Source organism: Agreia sp. Leaf283 (assembly GCF_001422485.1).
Classification (GTDB): Bacteria; Actinomycetota; Actinomycetes; order Actinomycetales; family Microbacteriaceae; genus Agreia.
Genome location: NZ_LMNF01000004.1, coordinates 98711 through 114721 on the forward strand (window position 1 = coordinate 98711; position 16011 = coordinate 114721).

Sequence of the window (16011 nt, forward strand, 5' to 3'; positions counted from 1 at the left end):
CCACTACCCCGGCACCGCAGTGAGCATCCCTGAGAACACCGAAGCCGAGCCCGCCGTTGCGGCTGAGCTCTTCGGAGACCGCATCGAGCTCGCTCGTCGATTCACGAACGCCCTCGCCACCCACGGCGAGGAGTACGGCTTGATCGGACCGCTCGAGCTCCCCCGCCTGTGGACCCGGCATATCCTCAACTGTGCGATCGTGGCGCCGCTGCTGCGCGGGGGCACGGTTGGAGACATCGGCAGTGGAGCTGGTCTGCCGGGCATTGTTCTGGCGATCGCCCGACCCGACGTTCACTTCACCCTCATCGAGCCGATGGAGCGTCGGGTGAAGTGGCTGAATGATCAGGTGCAAGAACTCGAGCTCGACAACGTGGTGGTGCTGCGTGATCGGGCCGAAGATGTGCGTCTGCCCGAGGGCTTCGATCAGCTGACAGCCCGAGCTGTGAGCGCCTTCTCGAAGCTCATCCCCATGTGCGCTCCCCTGGTTGTTCCGGGTGGCGAGTTCATTCTGATGAAGGGCATCAACGCAGCCAAGGAGGTCGAGGCCGCCGAGAAGCAGATCCGCCGTTTCAAACTCCGCGACGTCGAGGTCATCGAGCTGGGCGAGGGAACACTGCCCGAGACCACCCGGGTGATCCGAGCCACGGTCTCCTGAGAGAAGCCGATGTTTCACGTGAAACATCGATGGGCGCGCTGACCACGGGTTGGTTCGTGTGCGACCGTGGCAATCGGTCTTTTTCTGGACAGCAGGAAAGGACGAAGAGCCCCACAGACCGGCCGGTTTTTCCGAATGCGTGGAGAACCCGCGCCGGAACTAAGTGAAGCGGACCCTTGTCTTGGTTGGGGGTCGCGACTTGACGTCCGGGACAGTGACTCATGGTGACACTGTCTCCGGCAGATGCTGGTCTGGCTCAGAATGGAGCTGGGGACAGTCTCGTCAAGCGGATTCTGGGCATGAGCTCGAAGCAGCTCGAGGCGTTGTGGGTCGTCGGTCCGCGGTGGTGAGTGGTGTCGCGCGGTGGTCTGGTGTTGCTGCTGTCCCCTGCTCGCGAGGCCTGTCTTATGGGATACGGCAGCAGTGATCGCGTTCATGTTCTCCGTGGCGGATGGGGCCATCGAGATTCGGGCTGGGTTTCAGGAACCCCTCCCCTGGATCGGTCCTGACTGAGATGCATGAGGGCGTCATACTCCGGGCGGAAGGCAGACACTCTTACGATCATGGGCCAGGCGCCCCGGGCGGTGCGCCTGCAGCGATGAACTGGAATGCAGTAACGACCCAGCGGCGCCGGGCCTGAGTTGCCCAGAGAACGCGTGTGTTTGACCGGCTGATGAGACCGGTCGCGGCCACCGCGAGTGATTTCGATAAGCCGTTCTTGTTCCGCGCGCGGCTACTCAATCGGCGCATTCCGATGTTCAGTCAATAGTCCCCCGGTCGAACATTGAGTTCCGGTGCGCTGGTTCCGTCGGCTCGACGTGGTGACCGCTACTGGAAAAGAAAGCCCGCCGATCGAGTAGGTCGATTGCGGCCCTGTCGGCTCGTTGCTCGCGTGGCTACTCAATCTGCGAGATTGATGAGATCGACTTGTCGTCCTATTCCGGGCTCGATGTTTCACGTGAAACATGCGGCCATCGGCAACGAGATGCGCCTGTCGATTAGGCCGCTTGCGGCCGTATCGAGGCCACGGCCAGGGGACGTTTACTCGTCTGCATGATCCCCGTGTAGTTACGTGATCCGGGCATGAGCATGGTCTGTGAGTACGCCCGCGGCCGGACAGGCTTCTCGGCCGGTTAGTCCCCGGCGGGGGACAGTGGATTCGGATGCGCCGGTCGTTCTGGTTGCAGCGGGAGGTTCTGTCGACAAGGTCCGCCGGTCGGATAGGCCGCCCGCGGCAGTATCGAGGCCACTGTGAGGTGATTTCGATACGCCCGCTCGTTCCTCCCGTGGCTACTCAATCGGCGCGAGAGTTTAGATTGACCTTTTCGCCGATTCTGGACGCCTATGTTTCACGTGAAACATGCGATCATCGGCGACAGCGCGCGCCGGTCGAGTAGGCCGCCCGCGGCCGCATCGAGGCCACTTTCACTGATCTCCTTTCGCCTTCTCGATCCTCATGTGGTTACTCGATCAGGGCATCAGGATGGTCTGTGAGTACTCCCCCGGCCGAACGGTCTATCGTCCGGACAGTCCCTGGGAGGCACAGTGGATTCCGACGCGCTTGTCTCGCTGGCCGCGGCCGTATCGAGGCCGCTGTGTGGTGATTGTGATACGCCGGTTCGTTCCTAGCGTGGCTACTCAATCGGCGCGAGGGTTTCGATTGACCTTCCCGCCGATCCTGAACGCCTATGTTTCACGTGAAACACGCGACCATTGGCGAGGACATGTGCCGGTCCAGTAGGCCGCTTGCCGCAGGGCCGCTTCCGCAGTATCGGGACTACTTTCAGGTGATGTCGATTCGCGAGATCGCTCCTCGTATGGATATTCGATCCGGGTATCAGGACGGTCTGTGAGTACTCCCCCGCCCGGACAGACCTCTCGGCCGGATAGTCCCCGGCGGGACAGTGGATTCCCGACCGCCGGTCGTTCTGGTCTCAGCGCTACGCTCTGTCGAAGAAGTGCGCCGGTCGAGTAAACCGCCTGCGGCCGTATCGCGGCCTCGGTGGATGGTTCTGAGATGCCGGCTCGTGCTTCGCGTGGTTACGCAATCGGTGCGTTCGTGTGTTCAGTCGATGTCCCTCCGCCGAGTCGGTCCGGCCTGTTCGCCTGACCGGCCAGCACTGTTCGTGGCGGGGACTCTGGCAGACGAAGTGCTCCGGAGCAGGCGGGCCACGGATATAAGGAGGCCGCTGTGAGGTGATTTCGATACGCTGGCTCGTTCCTCGCGCGGCTACTCAATCGGCGCGTTCGTGTGCTCAATCGATGTCCCTCCGCTTAGTCGACTCGGCTGGGTTGGCCGTCGGGCCCGCACTGTCCGTGAAGGGGATTCTGGCGGACGAAGTGCTCCGGCCAAGTAGGCCGGCCGCAGGTATATCGAGGCCACCGTAAAGTGATTTCGATACGCCGGCTCGTTCCTCGCTCGGCTACTCAATCAGCGCGAAGGGAGGATCCGGCTGGCCGATCAGTTTGGATAGCTGTGTTTCACGTGAAACATTGACGGAGTAGGTCGATGATTCCCGACTCGACGCGTTACCGGTGAAACGCATCGTGGGGACAGATTCTCGTCAACCCCATTCCACAATCGCTCGCACCATATTCGCCTACTCGACTTTGTGGCCGCGAGTCAAGGTGCGCGCCGAACTTTTCGTTCGCTGAAACGGATCCTAAGCGATTTTCGGCTCTGCGAAAAAACCCGAAATCGGGACCAGATTCGACCGATTCTGGTCTCAACTTAGAGTTTCCAGCGGCGACAGGTACTTTGGTCTAGGGACGATTTCGTTTCGACATCTGGTCGTTTCAGTGGTCGATCGATGTCTCCCATCCCCCTCCCCCGACCTCGGGTCTCAACAGGTCGACAACGGAACTCAGCAAGTCAGGATTTGTGGATGTCAACGGAAGCAATCGGCGGAGCAGCATCATTCGATGCGTCGACGCCCCTGGCTCGTGAACTGGCCGACCTCTCGAACCGGCGACGCAATTTCGCCAAACGTGTCGTGCCACTGCCGGAGACCACGAGGGTGTTCACGGTCGCGAACCAGAAGGGGGGCGTGGGCAAGACCACGACGACGGTCAACCTTGCCGCTGCCCTCGCGCGGAGCGGAGCTCGAGTGCTCGTCATCGACCTCGACCCCCAGGGCAATGCGTCGACAGCATTGGGAGTCGAACACCGCGCTGAGACGCCGAGCGTCTACGACGCTCTGATCCGAGACGAGCCGATGTCGGATCTCGTGCAGAAGAGCCCCGAGTTCGACACCCTGTTCTGTGTGCCGGCGACCATCGACCTGGCAGGTGCCGAGATCGAACTCGTTCCCATGGTCGCCCGCGAGCAGCGGCTGCGCAGCAGCGTCGACACCTACCTGCAGGAGTCATTCGACGCCGGCGCCGCCTACCACTACGTCTTCATCGATTGCCCTCCCTCGTTGGGGCTGCTCACCATCAACGCGTTCGTCGCAGCCCACGAGGTTCTCATCCCCATCCAGTGCGAGTACTACGCACTCGAGGGTCTGAGCCAACTGCTCAAGAACATCCAGCTGATCGAGCGTCACCTGAATCCGACTTTGGCCGTGTCGACGATCCTGCTCACCATGTACGACGGACGAACACGCTTGGCTTTCCAGGTCGCTGAGGATGTGCGCAGCCACTTCCCCGACCAGACGCTCACCGCTGTTATCCCGCGGTCGGTGAGAGTGTCGGAGGCTCCCAGTTATGGTCAGACCGTGATCAGCTTCGACCCCAATTCCCCCGGCGCGCTCTCGTATTTCGAGGCCGCAGCCGAGATCGCAGACAGAGGAGCGCCCACCGATGGCAACTAAGAAGAGAACAGGTCTGGGCCGCGGAATCGGCGCCCTCATTCCCACGAACGATGCGGTCGACGCCGACGGTCGGCCAGGAGCCAGGCCCGTCGATGTCTTCTTCGCTGATCGCGGCGATGCGACGGTGTCGTCGCTGCCCCAGGCGAGTCGCCCCGAGACGGAGCTGGTCGAGGTGCCGGGTGCCCGGCTGGCGCACCTGAACCCTGCCGACATCGTTCCCAACGCGAAGCAGCCGCGCGCCGTCTTCAAGGAGGACGACCTGGCCGAGCTCGTGGTGTCGATTCGCGAGATCGGTGTGCTGCAGCCTGTCGTCGTGCGGCCGTTACCCGTTGTGGAGGGCGAGAAGCCCAAGTACGAGTTGGTCATGGGCGAGCGTCGCCTGCGCGCAACGCGCCAGGTCGGCCTCGACACGATCCCGGCGATCGTCAAGGACACCGCAGACGAGAACATGCTGCGCGATGCTCTGCTCGAGAACCTCCACCGCTCAGAGCTCAACCCGCTCGAAGAGGCGTCCGCCTACCAGCAGCTGTTGAGCGACTTCGGCATCACTCAAGACGAGCTGGCTACGCGCATCGGCCGATCGCGCCCCCAGATCACCAATACCATTCGCCTGCTTCGCCTACCGGCCGCCGTACAGAAGCGCGTTGCGGCCGGAGTTCTGAGCGCGGGCCATGCGCGCGCCGTGCTCTCAGCCGGCGATGCCGACGCGATGACTCGCCTGGCCGACAAGATCGTGAACGAGGACCTCTCGGTTCGCGCTGCCGAGGCGGCGGCGACAGCCGTGCCGAAGCCGGCGAAGGCCAAGACGGCCGCGGGCACGAAGCGCGGTCACCTCGATGAGATCGCCGATCGGCTGGGCGATCGCCTCGACACCCGTGTGAAGGTGAGCCTCGGCAGGACCAAGGGCCAGATTGTCATCGACTTCGCGACCATCGGCGACCTGAATCGCATCCTCGCGGAACTGGGCGACAAAGGCTTCGGTCGCCCCTGATCCACTCCCCTAAACGCAACAACCCCGATGTTTCACGTGAAACATCGGGGTTGCGTTGTTAAAGACCAGGGAGGGCATGTTTCACGTGAAACATTCCGGCTGCAGGTCAGGCTGAGGCGTCTGCGATTGCCTTCTCGCCGAGAGCCTCGTACACCTGTCCGAGGTTGAGCCCTGCAGCCTGGATGGCCTGTGGGACGAGGGAGGTCTCCGTGAGGCCGGGCAGAACGTTCGCCTCGAGGAACCAGACCACGCCGTCATCATCGACGATCAGGTCGACGCGAGAGATGTGGCGAAGCGCCAGCGTGTTGTGAATCGAGAGTGCCGTGGACTGGGCCAGCTCGGTGATATCACTCGACAGGCGAGCGGGTGTGAAGAAGCGGGTCTCCCCCGCGTTGTAGCGCGCGTCGTAGCCATAGACGCCGAGGCGCGGCTCGATCTCGACGGCGGGCAGCGCGTAGGGGCCATCGCCGGTGTCGATCACACCGACAGAGATCTCAGTGCCCGAGACGCGACGCTCGATGAGCGCGACATCGCCGTAGGTGTACGCCTCGACCACGCCGCGACGAAGGTCGTCGGTGTCGGCCACCATCGTGACGCCCTGTGCAGATCCACCCATGGCCGGCTTCACGACGAGGTCCGTGCCGAACTGGCTGGCTACGCGATCGAGAACCTGGGCGGAACCTAGCTCCCGGAACGTGTCGCGAGGAAGGGTGATCGACTCCGGTGTGGAGAACCCGGCACGCGCCACGATGACCTTGGCCGTGGGCTTGTGCCAGGCCAGCCGACTGGATCCCGGCTGCGACCCGACGTAGGTGATGTCGAGAGCATCCAGCAGTGCGCGCAGGGCGCCGTCCTCACCGCTGGCGCCGTGCAGTGCGGGCCAGACCACGTCGGGACGGTTCGTCTCGAGATAGGACAGGAGCGACGCATCCGGTTCGCGCAGAATCACGGTGTGCCCACGATCGAGCAGGCCGTCGGCCACGCGCCGACCCGATCGAAGTGAGACGTCGCGCTCGTGCGAGATGCCTCCGGCCAGAACGACGACGGTACGAGAGGTCACGGTATTCATCCCTAATTGGTGTTGGGCGGCGGTGCTGTGTAGTTGTCGTCACGACGGACGGCGGTGAGGGGCCCTGTGGCCGAGAATGACTCGAGCAGGTCGCGCTCCGCGTTGATGACGCTGGTGAGGCGTCGGATGCCGAGCTTGATCTGCTCCGGTGTGGGATAGCAGAACGAGAGTCGAATGTTGTTGCGGCCCTGCCCGTCGGCGAAGAACGCGGTTCCGGGCGTGTAGGCCACGAGTTCGGTCACCGCGCGGGGCAGCATCTGCTTCGAATCGAGATAGTCGGGCAGGGTGAGCCAGACGTAGAAGCCGCCGTTGGGGTTGGTCCAGCTCAGGTCTGGCAGGTACTCGGTGAGCGCTGAGAGCATGGTCTCTTTGCGCTCCTTGTAGATGCCACGGAACGTGTCGATCTGGCCTTTCCAATCGGCCGTGTCGAGGTATTGGCTGATGATGAGCTGGCTGAACGAACTCGGGCTGAGCACGGCTGCCTCGTTGGCGAGGATCAGTTTCTCGCGGATGGCGTGGGGCGCGAGGGCCCAGCCCACCCGGAAGCCCGGGGCGAGGGTCTTCGAGAAGGTGCCCAGGTAGATGACGCCGTCGGTTTCGAGCGACCGGATGGCGGCGGGCGGCTTCTCTTCGAAGTAGAGCAGGCCGTAGGGGTTGTCCTCGAGAACGAGAATGCCCTCTGACCGGCAGATTTCGAGGATCTCGATGCGGCGTTCCCAGCTGAGCGTGACGCCGGCCGGGTTGTGGAAGGTGGGGATCGTGTAGAGGAACTTGATGCGCTTGCCCGCGCGCTTGAGGCCGGCGATATGCTCGCGCAGAGCCTCGGGGATGAGCCCGTGCTCGTCCATGGGAACGTGCTCGATCTCGGCCTGATACGACTTGAAGATGACCACGGCGGTGACGTAGCTGGGGCCTTCGGAGAGAACGACGTCGCCCGGGTCGAGGAAGAGCTTGCTGACGAGTTCGAGCGCGTGCTGCGAGCCCGTGGTGACGACGACATCGTCGACGCCCGCCTTGATGCCCTCAAGCGCCATGACGTCGAGGATCTGCTCACGGAGAGCGGGAACGCCCTGGCCCGATCCGTACTGGAGTGCAGCCGCACCGTTGCCGGTCATGACACGATTCATCGCGTCGATGACGAGGTCTTGGGGAAGACCCGAGACGAAGGGCATTCCTCCGGCGAGCGAGACCACCTCGGGGCGGGAGGCCACAGCGAAGAGTGCACGCACCTCGGAGGCCGCCAGGCCTGCCGCCCGGGCGGCGTAGTTGCCGTACCAGGGGTCGAGGTTGTTTCCTGTGCCACTTCGAGTGTTGTCGTTCACGCGCATGTCCTGACAGTGGGTCATTCTGGTTTCAGATCGCCTGATTCCAGACCGAAATTCCATACTAACCAGCCCCGGGCGTGTCGAATGCCGGGCGGAACGCATCCGGGGCCACAGGCATCCGACTGGCCCTTAACGCCGACAGGCCCCCCGCGATGAGCGGGAGGCCTGTCGAGTCGAGCGATCTACGCGAGGAAGTCTGCGAGGTCCTTCTCGAGCGCAGCCTTGGGCTTGGCGCCGATGATGGTCTTCACGACCTCGCCGCCCTTGTAGACCTTGAGCGCGGGGATCGACGTGATCATGTACTTCGCGGCGGTCTGGGGGTTGTCATCGACGTTGAGCTTGACGATCTCGATCTTGTCGCCGTGCTCGTCGGCGATCTGGTCGAGGATGGGGCCGACGGCGCGACACGGGCCGCACCACTCTGCCCAGAAGTCGACCAGGATCGGCTTGTCGGACTGGAGGACGTCGGCATCGAAGCTGGCGTCGGTGACTGCCTTGGCATTGGACATGATTGCTTCTTTCGTTGAAAGGGGAGAAAACTAGTTGACGGGGATGAGGTCTTCGGCGGCTGCGTCAGGAGCGACGTGCGCCGCCTGCGCTAAACCCGCGAGGTAGTGCTCCGCGTCGAGGGCTGCGACGGTTCCCGACGCGGCGGCCGTGACGGCCTGGCGGTAGGTGTCGTCGACGACGTCGCCGGCTGCGAAGACGCCGGTGAGGTTGGTCTTCGAGCTGCGGCCGTCGACGGCGATGGTTCCGGATGCCGTGAGCTCGAGCTGGCCGTGAACGAGGTGCACCCGCGGGTCGTTGCCGATCGCGACGAACAGGCCCTGCACGGGCAGCTCGCTCTGCTCTCCCGACACGGTGTTGCGCAGCGTGAGACCCTCGACCGTGTTTTCACCGGAGATGCCGACGACCTCGGAGTTCCAGACGAACTCGATCTTGGGGTTGTCGAAGGCACGCTGCTGCATGATCTTCGATGCGCGGAGCGTGTCTTTGCGGTGAACCAGGTAGACCTTGTCGGCGAAGCGGGTGAGGAACGTCGCCTCCTCCATGGCCGAGTCGCCGCCGCCGATGACGGCGATGGTCTTGGTCTTGAAGAAGAAGCCGTCGCAGGTGGCGCACCACGAAACGCCGCGGCCGCTCAGGCGCTCTTCGTCTTCGATGCCGAGCTTGCGGTACGCGGATCCGGTGGCGAAGATGACCGACAGGGCCTCTTGGTCGCCGCTATAGCCGGTGCTGACCTTTTTGATGTCGCCGGTGAGGTCGACGCTGGTGACGTCGTCGAGCAGCACCTCGGTGCCGAACTTCTCGGCCTGCTCCTGAAGCTTGCCCATGAGCTCGGGGCCCTGGATGCCTTCGGGGAAGCCGGGGAAGTTCTCGACGTCGGTGGTCTTCATCAGCTCGCCGCCGGCCTCGACACTCGAGGCGATCAGGAGCGGGTTGAGCCCCGCCCGGGCAGCGTAGATGGCCGCTGTGTATCCGGCAGGACCGGATCCGATGATGATGATGTCGCGCACGTGCGTGTCAGCTCCTTGAAAGGGTGTCGCGAGGTCGCCCGGAAAAGCGCCTCACGAACTGGTACAACACATCCTATTCCGCGGATATTCCGCCGTCAGGGGACAGCGGGCACCTGGTCGGAAACTAGGAGGAACGGCGCGTGACGCGCGCGAACAGGGGTGTGAGCGCGTCGTTCAATTCGGGCGACTTCAGCAGGCGGAGCGCGCCGATATAGAGGACCGACAAGACGAGACCGATCACAATCATCGATAACAGAACGCCGACGTAGCCGCTCACGCCGTAGCCCCCGTCGTTCGCGAAGCCGAACGCGACGGCGAGTGCGATGCCGGCAGCTGCGGCGGGGACGAGTGCGCCGAGGTCGCGTGCCAGGCTCCGGGCCACCGTGGCGCCGCCCAGCCCGCCGAGTCGGCGGCGGATGAGGACGGCCGCGAGGACCGCCTGGAGGATGCCGGCGGCCGACAGGGCGAGTGCCACACCGACGCCGATGAACTCCTTCGGCACGAGGACGAGCACGAGGAGGGCGCCGATGGAGAAGAGCACGGCCTGGAACAGCGTGATGAAGAACGGAGTACGGGTGTCGCCGAGCGCGTAGAACGCCCTGAGGATGACGAACAGGATGCTGAAGGCGGGCAGGCCGACCAGGAACGCAATGAGAACGTTCCCCATGGCCACCGTGGTCGAGTAGTCGAACTTGTTGAAAAGACCGCTGAAGGGATAGGCGACGACGATGAGCACCACTGTCGCCAGCATCATGATCAGAGAGATGACGCGAATGGAGGCCGACAGATCGCGGCGGACCTTCGCGAGGTCTCCCTCGGCGGCGTGCTCACTCATGCGGGTGAAGTAGGCGGTCGCGATCGACACGGCGACGATCGAATGAGGCAGCATGAAGATGAGCCAGGCGGTCGACAGCACCGTCGTCGATGCGTCGTCTCCCGAGGCGGTGATGACGACGCGCGTCTCCACGATTCCGGCCAGCTGGGTGACCATGAGCATGGCGAAGGTCCAGCCCGCGAGCTTGCCCGCCGTGCCGAGACCCACTCCCCGCCACCGGAAGTCGGGACGATAGCGCAGACCGACCCGTCGCCAGAAAAAGAAGAGCACGAGGGCCTGCACCGCGACGCCGAGCGTGGCTGTTCCCGCGAGAACGGCCACCTTGTCGGGCGTCCACCAGTCGAGGTCGCCCACATTCAACGCGGAGGGGCTGAAGGCGACGTTGAAGGCGACCAGGCCGAGAATCGCGACGATGTTGTTGAGCACGGGCGTCCAGGTGAACGGGCCGAACGAGTTCCGGGCGTTCAGAACCTCGCTGAGCACGGAGTAGACGCCGTAGAAGAAGATCTGCGGCAGGCACCAGTAGGCGAATGCGGTCGCCAGGGCGAACTGACCGCTCGACGAGGGGTCGGCCACGATCGTGATGAGCACCGGGGCGAGCAGAGTTGCGATGAGGGTGGCCGAGCCGAGCACCACGAACGCCACGGTCACGAGCTTGTTGATGTAGCCCGCTCCCCCGTCGGCGTGCCGTGCCGCTCGCACGATCTGCGGAACGAGGATGGCGTTGAGCATGCCGCCCGCCACGATCACGAAGATCGTGTTCGGCAGCTGGTTGGCGATCGTGAACGCGTCGGTTCCCAGGCCGATCGTGCCGATGGTCTGGATGAGGACGAACGCCTTGACGAAGCCCAGGATGCGCGACACGGTCGTGCCCGAGGCAAGGATCGCGCTCGCGCGTCCGAGGTTGGGCGCCGGTTTGGCGGAGGTGTCAGCCACGCGGCTCCTCGGTATCGGATTCAGCGGCGGCAGCGGTCGGCGCAGCCGCATCCGGATCATCGTCTGGATCGCCGGCGGTCTCTGCGGCCGTTTCGGCGGTGTTCTCCGCAGCACGGTTGTGGCGCCGCTTCAGGAACAGGCGGATCGCGGCGAAGATGAGCAGCGCGCCGACGACTCCGCCCACGAGCCACGAGCCCGCGACCTCCCAGTCGGCGGAGACATTCACGGGAATGAAGGTGGGCTGTGCCGAGATGAGGATGCCGGTGGGGCTGACGAGCTCGGCGCGCACGATGGTGTCCCCGTTGGCGACTCCGGCCGTGATCGGCACCTTCGCCTGCTTGCTCGAGGACGCCTCGACGGTGATCGAGACCTCTCTCTGAACAACGAGACGGAAGTTCGAGGGCGAGAGCCGCACGGTGAGGGTGACCGGATACGGGAGCTTGTTCTCGACGAGCACCGGCATGTCGCCCGTATTGCTCACCAGGTTGATGGGCGAGCCGGCGACGATCGAGACGGCCCCCAGTGTCTGGGTCGAGCGGTCGGCCTGCGCCTGCATGGCCACGTTCCAGCCGCCCGAGTTCGAGGCCCAGGAGTTGGCCAGCAGCGAGAGGATGTTGGCGCGGTTCTCGCCGAGCAGGTTCGTGGGGTCGGCGATGATGCTCGAGAACGCGGCGACCTGGTTCTCGGATGCGAGGAGTGCGGCGACCTGGCCGGTGCGTTCCGCGGGTTCCGGCTGGTCGACAACCGTGGCGTCTGCCGCGGGAGCCTGGGCGGCGAAGCCGTCGAACGCGGTGGTCGACGACCAGGAGAGTGCGTCGAGCGAATTCAACGCGTCGGTGAGCGCCGTTCCGTCGGAGGGCGCCGCCCGGTCGAGAGTGGCGAGGATCGTGCGCGGGCTGCTGTCGTCTTCATTGGCCACGACGGCGAGGCTCGACGCGAGGTCGGAGAGCGACTTCTGTCGTTCGGTCGCGGTGAGTGCGCCCGCTGCCTCTCGAAGCGGCGTCGATACCGTGTCGTCGGAGACGAGCACCGTGTTGTCTCCTGCGCGAACGACGCCGCCCACCGCAGACGACGGGGTCGACACATTCGACGACGAGACGATCGTGGTCGTGAGGCCGTTCGCCGCGAAGTACGGCAGATCGGCGGCGGTGACGGTGTCGTCTCTCGGCCAGGCGATCGAGGTGCCCGTGTAATCCCACTGCAGCAGCGCGCTCGTGTCGGGCACGGCATCCGGTGTCGGGCTGGGCGTGGGCGTCGGCGTATCGGTGGCCTCGCCACCGGGCGAGACTGCGGCGGCGCCGGTTGTGGGTGACGGGCTGGTGGTGGGCGGAGCCAGGTCGACGAAGTCGGCCTCGTCGAGCGCGTAGTCGAACGAGTTGGGGGTGAGCAGCTGGGCGGAGCCGGCCTGGCTCATCGCGGCGACGTCGGCGTCGGCGTAGCTCAGCTGATAGATGGGATTGGATGCGCCCTGAAGCCGCTCGAGCCACGAGATCGCGCTCGATGGTGCCGTGCTTCCCAGGGCGCGGATCGACACGATGATGCGCGGGTCGATGAGGATGCCGACGGGCCGGCCGATCACCGCGTCGAGTTCGCGGGTGAGCAGGCCGTCGTCGGCCGTGATGGTGGCGAGCGTGGCCTCGGGAATGAGACCCGTCTGCCCGGGCTGCGTGGTGAGGGGAACGGCGACCGCGACCCGGGTGGGTGCGGGAGCGTCGGCGCCGTTGAACACGACCGACGTGTGCGCGACCGTCTCGGTGCCGTCGCCCTGCTCGAGGGTGCCGGTGATGCCGTGCACGCCCCAGTCCTCGAACGGGACGGAGGCGGCGGGAATCGTGGCCTGCACGACGTGTTCCTCGCCGGGCTTCAGGGCGGGAACGGCGACGCTGGTGATGATGGCGTCGGAATCGACCGTCGAGGTGTCGTCGGCGGGCGAGAGCCACTCCGCCAGGTCCGCGCGGGTGGAGATGAACTCGCGATCGACGGCGATCTGCAACGAGGCCCCGTCGATCGTGGTCGAGCCGGAGTTGGTGAGAGAGGCGGTGACCGTGAGGTCTGCGCCGGGCTGCGCCACTCCCCCGTTCGCCGGGGCCAGAACGACCTGCACGGGCTCCTCCGCGGCGTTCGCGGCACCCGTCACGGGCACGATGCCCAGCATCGACGACGCCACCACTCCCAGGCCCAGGAGGGCGGGGATGGCGCGCAGGCGTCGAGGAGGAGGCAGGTTCATAGGGGCTTTCGTCGAGGCAGCGTGGGATGCGGCCTCGCGTAGATTCTAGGTCGCACAGGCTGGGAAGCACGGGAGGCCGCTCTGCCCGTGCCGCCCGGCGCTCCTCGGTAAACTGTCGGGATGCAGCGAACTGTCCAGGAATCCATGGTTCGGCTGCGCTCTCTCAGCGAGTCGTCGCCCGTCGCCCCGCTTGCCGCCGCCTTCAACGCGGCGGGCTTCGAACTGGCCCTCGTCGGCGGCCCGGTTCGAGACGCCTTCCTCGGGCGACCGGCCAAAGATCTGGACTTCACGTCGAACGCCACCCCCGACGAGATCCTCGCGGTGCTGAAGAAGCTCACGAAGAGCACCTGGGACATCGGCCGGGACTTCGGCACGATCGGAGCCCTGATCGATGGCGAACAGGTCGAGATCACCACCTACCGCTCCGACAGCTACGACCAGCAGACCCGCAAGCCGATCGTCGAGTTCGGCGACAGCCTCGAGGTCGACCTGTCGCGCCGCGACTTCACCGTGAACGCCCTCGCCCTGCGGCTGCCCGAACTCGTTCTCGTCGATCCGTCGGGCGGCGTCGAAGACCTGCTCGAGGGCATCCTGCGCACGCCGTCGACGCCGGCTATCTCGTTCGGCGACGATCCCCTGCGCATGCTGCGCGCCATCCGGTTCTCGGCGCAGCTCGGGTTCGATCTCGACGCCGAGACGATGGATGCCCTGAGGACGATGGGCGAATCGCTCACGATCATCTCGGCCGAGCGCATTCGCGACGAGTTCTCGAAGCTGCTGCTCACGCCCGCGCCGCGCCGGGGAATCGAGCTGCTCGTCGAGACGGGCCTCGCCGAGCTAGTGATGCCGGAGATCCCCGCGCTGCGCCTGGAGCGCGACGAGCACCACCACCACAAAGACGTCTACCAGCACAGTCTCACCGTGCTCGACCAGGCCATCGAACTCGAGGAGTCGCGCGGCTCGTTCGAGGGACCGGATCTGGTGCTGCGCCTTGCCGCCCTGATGCACGACATCGGAAAGCCGGCCACGCGTCGGCTCGAACCGGGCGGCGTCGTGACCTTCTATCACCACGACGTCGTGGGCTCGAAGATCGCCAAGAAGCGGCTGCGCGAGCTGCGCTTCGACAACGACACGATCAACGACGTGGCCCGGCTGATCGAGCTGCACCTGCGCTTCTTCGGCTACACCGAGGGTGCGTGGACCGACTCCGCCGTGCGCCGCTACGTTCGGGATGCCGGACCGCTGCTCGAGCGGCTGCACATCCTCACCCGGGCCGACGTGACCACGCGCAACAAGCGCAAGTCGCACATGCTCTCGTTCGCCTACGACGACCTCGAGACCCGCGTGGCCGAGCTCGCCGAGCTCGAGGAGATGCAGGCCGTGCGCCCCGACCTCGACGGCGAGCAGATCATGGCGATCCTCGGCATCCGGCCCGGCCGCGAGGTGGGAGAGGCCTACCGTTTTCTGCTGGAGATGCGCCTCGACGACGGGCCCCTCGGAGAAGAGGAGGCGACCCGCCGCCTGCTCGAGTGGTGGGCTAGCCGTTCTTCTGGATGAAAGATTCCAGTCTGGCGCGAGCCTCGTCGTCGGGCAGCTGCACGGCCGGCGACTTCATGAAGTAGGCGCTGGCCGACTCGACAGGCCCTGACAGGCCGGCATCGAGGGCGATCTTCGCTGCGCGCACGGCGTCGATGATCACACCGGCCGAGTTCGGAGAGTCCCACACCTCGAGCTTGTACTCCAGGCTCACGGGGGCATTGCCGAATCCGTGGCCCTCGATGCGCACGTAGGCGAACTTGCGGTCGTCGAGCCACGGCACGTGGTCGCTCGGGCCGATGTGGATGTCGCGCTCCGGCAGGTCGATGTCGATGTTGCTCGTGACTGCCTGGGTCTTCGAGATCTTCTTCGACGCGAGGCGCTTGCGCTCGAGCATGTTCTTGAAGTCCATGTTGCCGCCCACGTTGAGCTGGTAGGTGCGGTCGATGGTGAGGCCGCGGCTCTCGAACAGGCGGGCGAGCACCCGGTGGGTGATCGTGGCGCCGAGCTGGCTCTTGATGTCGTCGCCGACGATCGGCAGGCCGGCCTCGACGAACTTCGCGGCCCAAACCGGGTCGCTCGCGATGAACACCGGGATGGCGTTGACGAATGCGACCCCGGCATCGAGCGCCGCCTGCGCGTAGTGCTTGGCCGCCTCCTCCGATCCGACGGGCAGGTAGCAGACGAGTACCTCGGCGCCGCTGTCGCGGAGGGCCTGAGCCACGTCGACGGGTTCCGCCTCTGACTCCTCGACCATCTCCGAGTAGTACTCGCCGAGGCCGTCGAAGGTCGGCCCGCGCAGAACGGTGAGGCCGGTCTGTTCGACGTCGGCGAAGCGCAGGGTGTTGTTCTCGCTGGCCCAGATGGCGTCGGCCAGGTCTTCGCCGACCTTGGCCGCGTCGACGTCGAACGCCGCGACGAACTCGAGATCGCGCACATGGTGCGGGCCGAAGCGCACGTGCATGAGCCCGGGCACCACCTCGTCGTCAGCGGCGTCGCGATAGAACGTCACGCCCTGGATCAGCGAGTTGGCGCAGTTTCCGACTCCGGCGATGGCGACTCTGATGCTCATGTGACACGTCTTTCACTTCGGGAACGGCAAACCCCA

11 protein-coding genes are annotated in these 16011 nt (G+C 65.2%); 4 read left to right on the forward strand and 7 right to left on the reverse strand.

The window, feature by feature from the left end; translation table 11 throughout:
* Window positions 1–25 precede the first annotated feature (25 nt).
* From rsmG to ASF51_RS16685, 3 genes are all read left to right on the forward strand, one after another.
* Entirely contained in the window at window positions 26–655 is a 630-nt protein-coding gene (gene rsmG, locus ASF51_RS16675) for a 16S rRNA (guanine(527)-N(7))-methyltransferase RsmG (protein WP_055933540.1), read from the forward strand.
* 2885 nt (window positions 656–3540) lie between these two features.
* Window positions 3541–4467 (forward strand): ParA family protein, encoded by a 927-nt coding sequence (locus tag ASF51_RS16680; protein ID WP_055932595.1) that lies wholly within the window; start codon window positions 3541–3543, stop codon window positions 4465–4467.
* Complete coding sequence (locus ASF51_RS16685; RefSeq protein WP_055932598.1) at window positions 4457–5458, forward strand: ParB/RepB/Spo0J family partition protein; 1002 nt, start codon at window positions 4457–4459, stop codon at window positions 5456–5458. The genes ASF51_RS16680 and ASF51_RS16685 overlap by 11 nt, the downstream gene beginning before the upstream one ends.
* 106 nt (window positions 5459–5564) lie before the next feature.
* Here ASF51_RS16685 and ASF51_RS16690 read toward each other — a convergent pair whose 3' ends face one another.
* The 6 genes from ASF51_RS16690 to ASF51_RS16715 form a co-directional block, all read right to left on the reverse strand.
* Entirely contained in the window at window positions 5565–6527 is a 963-nt protein-coding gene (locus ASF51_RS16690) for a D-alanine--D-alanine ligase (protein ID WP_055932601.1), read from the reverse strand.
* 2 nt (window positions 6528–6529) lie between these two features.
* Window positions 6530–7849, reverse strand: a complete 1320-nt coding sequence (locus tag ASF51_RS16695; protein ID WP_235497295.1) for a PLP-dependent aminotransferase family protein — start codon at window positions 7847–7849, stop codon at window positions 6530–6532.
* 185 nt (window positions 7850–8034) lie between these two features.
* Entirely contained in the window at window positions 8035–8361 is a 327-nt protein-coding gene (gene trxA, locus ASF51_RS16700) for a thioredoxin (RefSeq protein ID WP_055932603.1), read from the reverse strand.
* A gap of 30 nt (window positions 8362–8391) precedes the next feature.
* Window positions 8392–9369, reverse strand: a complete 978-nt coding sequence (trxB, locus tag ASF51_RS16705) for a thioredoxin-disulfide reductase (RefSeq protein ID WP_055932606.1) — start codon at window positions 9367–9369, stop codon at window positions 8392–8394.
* Window positions 9370–9493: 124 nt separating this feature from the next.
* Complete coding sequence (gene murJ, locus ASF51_RS16710; protein WP_055932609.1) at window positions 9494–11140, reverse strand: murein biosynthesis integral membrane protein MurJ; 1647 nt, start codon at window positions 11138–11140, stop codon at window positions 9494–9496.
* Window positions 11133–13367 (reverse strand): DUF6049 family protein, encoded by a 2235-nt coding sequence (locus tag ASF51_RS16715; protein WP_055932612.1) that lies wholly within the window; start codon window positions 13365–13367, stop codon window positions 11133–11135. The genes murJ and ASF51_RS16715 overlap by 8 nt, the downstream gene beginning before the upstream one ends.
* A gap of 120 nt (window positions 13368–13487) precedes the next feature.
* On the opposite strand from ASF51_RS16715, the gene ASF51_RS16720 reads away from it, so the two are divergent.
* Window positions 13488–14924 (forward strand): CCA tRNA nucleotidyltransferase, encoded by a 1437-nt coding sequence (locus ASF51_RS16720; RefSeq protein ID WP_055932615.1) that lies wholly within the window; start codon window positions 13488–13490, stop codon window positions 14922–14924.
* On the opposite strand, the gene ASF51_RS16725 is transcribed toward ASF51_RS16720, so the two are convergent.
* Entirely contained in the window at window positions 14905–15975 is a 1071-nt protein-coding gene (locus ASF51_RS16725) for an inositol-3-phosphate synthase (RefSeq protein WP_055932618.1), read from the reverse strand. The two genes, ASF51_RS16720 and ASF51_RS16725, sit on opposite strands and share 20 nt — an antisense overlap.
* Between the last annotated feature and the right edge of the window lie 36 nt (window positions 15976–16011).

Coding starts and splice junctions, on each gene's coding strand:
- ASF51_RS16680 (WP_055932595.1), top strand. CDS start 3,541: ATGTCAACGGAAGCAATCGGCGGAGCAGCATCATTCGATGCGTCGACG.
- ASF51_RS16685 (WP_055932598.1), top strand. CDS start 4,457: ATGGCAACTAAGAAGAGAACAGGTCTGGGCCGCGGAATCGGCGCCCTC.
- ASF51_RS16690 (WP_055932601.1), bottom strand. CDS start 6,527: ATGAATACCGTGACCTCTCGTACCGTCGTCGTTCTGGCCGGAGGCATC.
- trxA (WP_055932603.1), bottom strand. CDS start 8,361: ATGTCCAATGCCAAGGCAGTCACCGACGCCAGCTTCGATGCCGACGTC.
- ASF51_RS16715 (WP_055932612.1), bottom strand. CDS start 13,367: ATGAACCTGCCTCCTCCTCGACGCCTGCGCGCCATCCCCGCCCTCCTG.
- ASF51_RS16720 (WP_055932615.1), top strand. CDS start 13,488: ATGCAGCGAACTGTCCAGGAATCCATGGTTCGGCTGCGCTCTCTCAGC.
- ASF51_RS16725 (WP_055932618.1), bottom strand. CDS start 15,975: ATGAGCATCAGAGTCGCCATCGCCGGAGTCGGAAACTGCGCCAACTCG.